Below are 6,001 nucleotides of genomic sequence, written 5' to 3'. Positions count from 1 at the left end.
TGAAACTGACGAAGTCAGTAACTATACATACAGTAAGGCGACGCTGACGTGGTTTGAAGAGATTTTCGAAGAGTATCAACTATTATGCTTTACAAACTAGTGTGGAAGTGGTATACTATAGCTGAAGCTACTAGTAGGTATTACAAAAATAGATTAGAAGGGAGAAGGGATGAAAGAAACTCAACTGTTAAAAGGTGTTCTTGAAGGTTGTGTCTTGGATATGATTGGTCAAAAAGAGCGGTATGGTTATGAGTTGGTTCAGACTTTGCGAGAGGCTGAATTTGATACTATCGTTCCAGGAACTATTTATCCTTTGTTGCAAAAGTTAGAAAAAAATCAATGGATAAGAGGCGACATGCGCCCGTCGCCAGATGGTCCAGATCGGAAGTATTTTTCGCTCACCAAAGAAGGAGAAGAGCGTGTCTCGGTCTTTTGGCAACAATGGGACGATTTGAGTCAAAAAGTAGAAGGGATTAAGAATGGGGGTTAAACCATGAAGAAAATGAAGTATTATGAAGAAACAAACAATTTGTTGCATGAGTTTTCTGAGGACAATCAGCAGTATTTTGAGGAACTGTGGGATAGTTTTAATCTTGCTGGATTTCTCTATGATGAAGACTATCTCAGAGAGCAGATCTATTTGATGATGCTAGATTTCTCAGAAGCAGAACGAGATGGCATGAGTGCAGAGGATTATCTAGGTAAGAATCCTAAAAAATTAATGAAAGAGATGCTCAAGGAAGCACCACGTAGTTCGGTCAAAGAGTCCTTTTTAACACCAATTCTTGTCCTGGCGGTATTACATTACTATCAACTACTAGGCGATTTTTCTAAAGGTTCTCTCTTAACAGTCAATTTGCTCACGTTTTTAGGGCAACTTCTTCTTTTTCTAGTTGGCTTTGGGCTTGTGGCTACAATCTTACGTTGGAGCTTAGTCCAAGATTCTCCTAAAATGAAAATTGGCACCTATATTGTCGTTGGGATTCTTGTCCTTCTAGTTGTTCTGGGATATGTAGGAATAGGAAGTTTTGTACAAGAAGGAGCATTTTATCTTCCTGCTCCCTGGGATAGTTTCCTTGTCTTTACGCTTTCTCTAGTCATCAGTATTTGGAATTGGAAAGAAGCGGTCTTTCGTCCCTTTGTCAGTATGATTGTTGCCTATCTTGTGGTGGGTTCTCTGCTCCGTTATTATGAGTGGATGGGCATTTCAAATGTTTTCCTCACAAAGATTATTCCTTTAGCTGTCCTCTTTATTGGAATTTTTCTCTTGTTCCGTGGGTTTAAGAAGATAAAATGGAGTGAAATATAGTCAAAAAGCCGTTGCAAAGCGGTTTTTTGTTATAATTAAATGAAGAATGTAGAATTAAAGGAGAAAAATTTGATGAGATACATAACTCTTGGTCAAGATGACAAAGAATTATCAGAAATTGTTCTCGGAATGATGAGAATAGAAGATAAGTCTGTAAAAGAAGTTGAAGAGCTTGTAGAAACAGCACTTTCTGTTGGAATCAATGCTTTCGACTTGGCTGATATTTATGGTCGTGGTCGTTGTGAAGAACTGCTAGGTCTTGTCCTAAAAAATCGTCCAGATTTAAGAGAAAAGATGTGGATTCAGTCCAAATGTGGCATTCGCATTGAAGAATTTACCTATTTTGATTTTTCTAAGGACTATATTATAAAATCAGTTGACGGTATTTTGCAAAGATTGAAGATTGATCATCTAGATAGCTTGCTTCTTCATCGACCAGATGCTTTGATGGAATCTGACCAAGTAGCAGAAGCCTTTGATCTCCTTTATAAACAAGGTAAGGTTCGAGATTTTGGAGTTTCTAATCAAAATCCTATGATGATGGAGTTACTTAAAAAAGATGTCAAGCAGCCGTTAGCTGTTAATCAGCTACAATTGAGTGCGGCTTTTACTCCAGGATTTGAATCAGGTTTTCATGTTAATATGGAAGATAGTCAAGCAGCTATGCGAGATGGCAGCATTTTTGAATATTGCCAATTACACGATGTGGTCATTCAAGCCTGGTCTGTCTTACAATTCGGGTATTTTAAAGGGAATTTTGTTGGAAATGAGAAATTTCAAGCTTTAAATCAAGTACTTGATCGTTTAGCTATTAAATATGGAGTAACCCCTTCAACTATTGCCATTTCTTGGATATTGCGTTATCCAGCAAAAATGCAGGCAGTCGTAGGTACCACAAATCCTAATCACTTGAGAGAAGTTAGCCAAGCGGCAAACTTTAGCTTAACAAGAAAAGAATGGTATGAAATTTATCTTGCAGCAGGGAATAATTTGCCGTAAGTAGAAGCAGATGTAAATAAATCACAGTCAAAAAGCCGTTGCAAAGCGGTTTTTTTGTTATAATGAAGGGAAGAATTATTGATTTTAAAGGAGAATAACATGACTTTTGAAGAAATCCTGCCTGGGTTAAAGGCTAAGAAAAAATATGTACGAACTGGTTGGGGAGGTGCTGAAAACTATGTCCAACTTTTTGACACTATCGAGCAAAATGGGGTTGCACTTGAAGTGACGCCCTACTTCCTAATCAACGTTTCTGGCGAAGGAGAAGGTTTTTCCATGTGGAGTCCGACACCTTGTGATGTTTTGGCAACGGATTGGGTAGAAGTGCATGACTAAACGTGTACTCATTACAGGAGTGAGTTCAGGGATCGGATTGGCTCAAGCTCGCCTCTTTTTAGAGAAGGGCTATCAAGTTTATGGAGTTGACCAAGGTGAAAAGCCACTCTTAGAGGGTGATTTTCACTTTTTACAGAGAGATTTGACCTTGGACTTGGAACCTATTTTTGACTGGTGCCCTCAGGTGGATGTTTTGTGTAATACTGCCGGAGTTTTGGATGATTACAAACCACTGTTGGAACAAACGGCGCAGGACATTCAAGAGATTTTTGAAATCAACTACATGACTCCTGTTGAGTTGACTCGGTATTATTTGACACAAATGCTGGAAAATAAAAAGGGAATCATCATCAATATGTGTTCCATTGCTTCTAGCCTAGCAGGTGGAGGTGGTCACGCCTATACTTCATCCAAGCATGCCTTGGCTGGCTTCACCAAGCAGTTGGCTCTAGACTATGCTGAAGCTGGGATTCAGGTCTTTGGGATCGCTCCAGGAGCAGTCAAGACGGCTATGACCGCTGCGGATTTTGAGCCAGGAGGCTTAGCTGACTGGGTGGCTAGTGAAACACCAATCAAGCGCTGGATTGAACCAGAGGAAATAGCAGAAATTAGCCTTTTCTTAGCAAGTGGAAAAGCGAGTGCCATGCAAGGACAAATCTTGACAATAGATGGCGGCTGGTCTTTGAAGTAGGAGGATCTGATGGAAGTCAAAAGACACTTTGGAGTCTACGCTGTTTGCTTAGAAAATGGGAAGTTACTCTGCATTGAAAAAACGAGAGGCCCTTATCAACATCGGTATGATCTACCTGGAGGCAGTCAGCAACTTGGTGAAGGACTGACGGAAACGCTGACTAGAGAAGTTATGGAAGAGACGGGATTTACTGTTAGAAGCTACTCTAATCCTCGAATCTACGATGTTTTCGTCAGGGAAGAGTTAAAAAATTTTATAGTTCACCATGTCATGGCCTTGTATGATGTAGAAATGAATGAGAGTGCACCTCAAGTTACGACTTCGGAAGCTGTGTCTGATGGTGCGAATGATTCACTTGGATATATTTGGATGGATATTCAAGAGATTACAGAAGAAAATGTATCGCCATTAGTCTTGAAGGTTAAGTCTGAATTATTAGGACTTCCAGAACTGGACAAGACTTTTTACATGAATTGGAAGGTGAAGTAGAGGGATAATGGAACTATTTAAAACATGGAAGAAAAATATGGTTCTCTATGGTCTTAAATCTCAAATTGGAACTATCTACCGAAACAATGATAGGACAACAAGCTTTTATGATGTTGGGAATTTTCTATACCTAGCAGGGGAGTTGGATTCCAGATTTTGGGAAGATTTTGTTAGAAAATATGGTTTAGATTATAAGATTATTATTTCAGAAAATACTAATTGGCAAGATTTTCTGCATCGGAAAGTGGGGCTAAATTCTTTTACTCGCTATTCTTTTAAAGATAAGGCAAATTTTCAAGTTAAATTTCTAAATGATCTAGTTACTCATTTAGAGGAAAATTACAATATTGTGCCTATTAATAATCATATTTATAACTGCTTTTCTACGGAAGAATGGTCACAGGATTTACAGGGGGATTTTGAGTCCTATCAGGATTTTGTTTTAAAAGGTGGATTTGGCTTTGTGATTCTTAAAAATAATGAACTGATTGCTGGGATTTCCTCAGGGTTAGTTTACAGTGAAGCAGTTGAAGTGGAAGTTGCAACTAGACCAAGCGAACAAGGAAATGGATTTGCTAAAAAGCTTGGTGCTGCAATGATTTTAGAGAGTTTAAATAGGGATATGTTTCCACTTTGGGATGCTCATAACGAGGCTTCCAAAAAAGTAGCAGAATTTTTAGGATATGAGTTAGTTGAACCTTATGAAGCTTTTGAGCTAGAGGAAAGCTTCATATAATTATATATGATATTGTATCTTTTAAGACGAGGTGAATGGCTATGAAAAAGCAACTTGCCCTTAGTGGCGAAAAAATTCTTGAAAAAATTTATCCTCAACTATTGCACCACGTCGGTATGATTCGTGGGGAATACTTATTGAGAGAGCTTAATCAAAACATCCTATTAGCAAATTGTCAGCAATTTGTGAAAGATTATCTTGATACCATTTGCTCCTTGTACTCAGATGAAGAAGTTTGGTATCGTTTTTCTGAATTAACGAATATAGAAGCCAATTGTTTAGTGGGGACTAGAGAGTTTTTTGACGAAGGGCATCCCTTGTTTGGATATAGAGGAACTAGGCGTTTACTGGCGTGTTTGGATGAATTTCAGGCTGAAGCACATGTCGTTACAGAAGTTTATCAAACCAATCCCAATCTATCTCTTATCTTTCCTTTTGTCAATGATGCCGACCAATTAAAACAAGCTATTACAGTATTGCGTCAGTATGGCTTTACTGGGAAAGTCGGCACGATGATTGAATTACCGTCAGCGTATTTTGACTTATCTAGTATACTGGAAACGGGCATTTCAAAGATTGTAGTTGGAATGAATGATTTGACTTCCTTTGTTTTTGGCACTGTGAGAAACAGTCAATGGCATGATATGGAAAGTTCAATAATGTTAGATATGCTGAGACAGATGCAGGATAAAGCAAGGATTAAAAATATTGACTTTGCTGTGGCAGGTTATCTGAATACTTCTTTCATACAAAAAATGAATCAGATGGGGATTGAGTGCATTATCCACTATAGTTCTATTCCAGCGATTTTTAATTTAGAGATTGACCGTCTAGACCACCTCAAACGTGTAAAAGAAGAAAGTAAAAAATTACAAAGGAGCACCCATGACACCGCAAGAAATGTGGAATAAATACAAACAAATCAATCCTTCTATCGGAGATGAAATCGATGCTTGGTCTTTTGGAGTGGAACCAGACCTTTTAGCAGATTTGGTTTTAAGAGGCGAAAAGACTGCAACAGCATCAGCCTACGATCTCTATGCACTAGAAGACGAGTCTCTTCCTCAAGAAGGAACTTTTGATGTCATTTTAGATAGTCAAAATCAGGCTGTCTGTATTGTTGAAATTACAAAGGTTTCTGTCCAGCCCTTCAATCAAGTTTCTGCTGATCATGCCTTTAAGGAAGGGGAAGGTGACAAATCCCTAGCCTATTGGCGTCAGGTTCATGAGGACTTTTTCACAGAGTGGATGAGGGAGGCAGGACAGAATTTTACACCTGACAGCAAAGTTGTTTTAGAAGAATTTCGCAAGGTCTACCCCCTGTAGACTGCTAGACGGAAGAAAGTTTTGGAAATCGCTGTCCAATCCTTTTTTCTCAAGCAAAATATGATATAATAAGTTTGTTTGAAGAAGAGCAGCAGCTCTTAAACTTAGAATAGGA

At 38.6% G+C, this 6,001-nt stretch carries 9 protein-coding genes; all 9 read left to right on the top strand.

Translation table 11 applies throughout. The features are described 5' to 3' along the window. Positions 1 to 169 precede the first annotated feature (169 nt). The 9 genes from HT719_RS05470 (at position 170) to HT719_RS05430 (ending at position 5,886) form a co-directional block, all read left to right on the top strand. The gene (locus tag HT719_RS05470) at positions 170 to 490 is read left to right on the top strand and encodes a PadR family transcriptional regulator (RefSeq protein ID WP_000665417.1); all 321 of its coding nucleotides are present in this window, start codon (positions 170 to 172) and stop codon (positions 488 to 490) included. Positions 491 to 493: 3 nt separating this feature from the next. Further along, positions 494 to 1,309 (top strand): hypothetical protein, encoded by an 816-nt coding sequence (locus HT719_RS05465; protein ID WP_172928494.1) that lies wholly within the window; start codon positions 494 to 496, stop codon positions 1,307 to 1,309. Between the two features lie 72 nt (positions 1,310 to 1,381). Next, a complete protein-coding gene (locus tag HT719_RS05460) occupies positions 1,382 to 2,308 on the top strand; it encodes an aldo/keto reductase family oxidoreductase (protein ID WP_001269443.1) in 927 nt (308 codons plus the stop codon). A 99-nt stretch (positions 2,309 to 2,407) separates the two neighbouring features. Continuing rightward, a complete protein-coding gene (locus HT719_RS05455; RefSeq protein ID WP_000141913.1) occupies positions 2,408 to 2,644 on the top strand; it encodes a DUF2829 domain-containing protein in 237 nt (78 codons plus the stop codon). Further along, positions 2,637 to 3,335 carry a 3-oxoacyl-ACP reductase gene (locus tag HT719_RS05450; RefSeq protein WP_119943540.1) on the top strand — a complete coding sequence of 233 codons (699 nt, stop codon included), beginning with the start codon at positions 2,637 to 2,639 and terminating at the stop codon, positions 3,333 to 3,335. Before HT719_RS05455 ends, HT719_RS05450 begins: the two co-directional genes overlap by 8 nt. Positions 3,336 to 3,344: 9 nt before the next feature. Then, on the top strand, positions 3,345 to 3,824 hold the full coding sequence (locus HT719_RS05445) for an NUDIX hydrolase (RefSeq protein WP_119943542.1): 480 nt from the start codon (positions 3,345 to 3,347) through the stop codon (positions 3,822 to 3,824). A 7-nt stretch (positions 3,825 to 3,831) separates the two neighbouring features. Beyond that, the gene (locus HT719_RS05440) at positions 3,832 to 4,560 is read left to right on the top strand and encodes a GNAT family N-acetyltransferase (protein WP_172928493.1); all 729 of its coding nucleotides are present in this window, start codon (positions 3,832 to 3,834) and stop codon (positions 4,558 to 4,560) included. Between the two features lie 41 nt (positions 4,561 to 4,601). Continuing rightward, entirely contained in the window at positions 4,602 to 5,471 is an 870-nt protein-coding gene (locus HT719_RS05435) for a putative PEP-binding protein (protein ID WP_172928491.1), read from the top strand. Further along, the gene (locus tag HT719_RS05430) at positions 5,446 to 5,886 is read left to right on the top strand and encodes an ASCH domain-containing protein (protein WP_172928490.1); all 441 of its coding nucleotides are present in this window, start codon (positions 5,446 to 5,448) and stop codon (positions 5,884 to 5,886) included. The genes HT719_RS05435 and HT719_RS05430 overlap by 26 nt, the downstream gene beginning before the upstream one ends. The last annotated feature ends 115 nt before the right edge of the window (positions 5,887 to 6,001 follow it).

The sequence above is a fragment of the Streptococcus sp. k-378 genome, from assembly GCF_013277505.1.
Lineage (GTDB): Bacteria > Bacillota > Bacilli > Lactobacillales > Streptococcaceae > Streptococcus > Streptococcus pseudopneumoniae.
The sequence above is the reverse complement of the archived record's forward strand: the minus strand, read 5'-3'. Positions and strand labels throughout refer to the sequence as shown.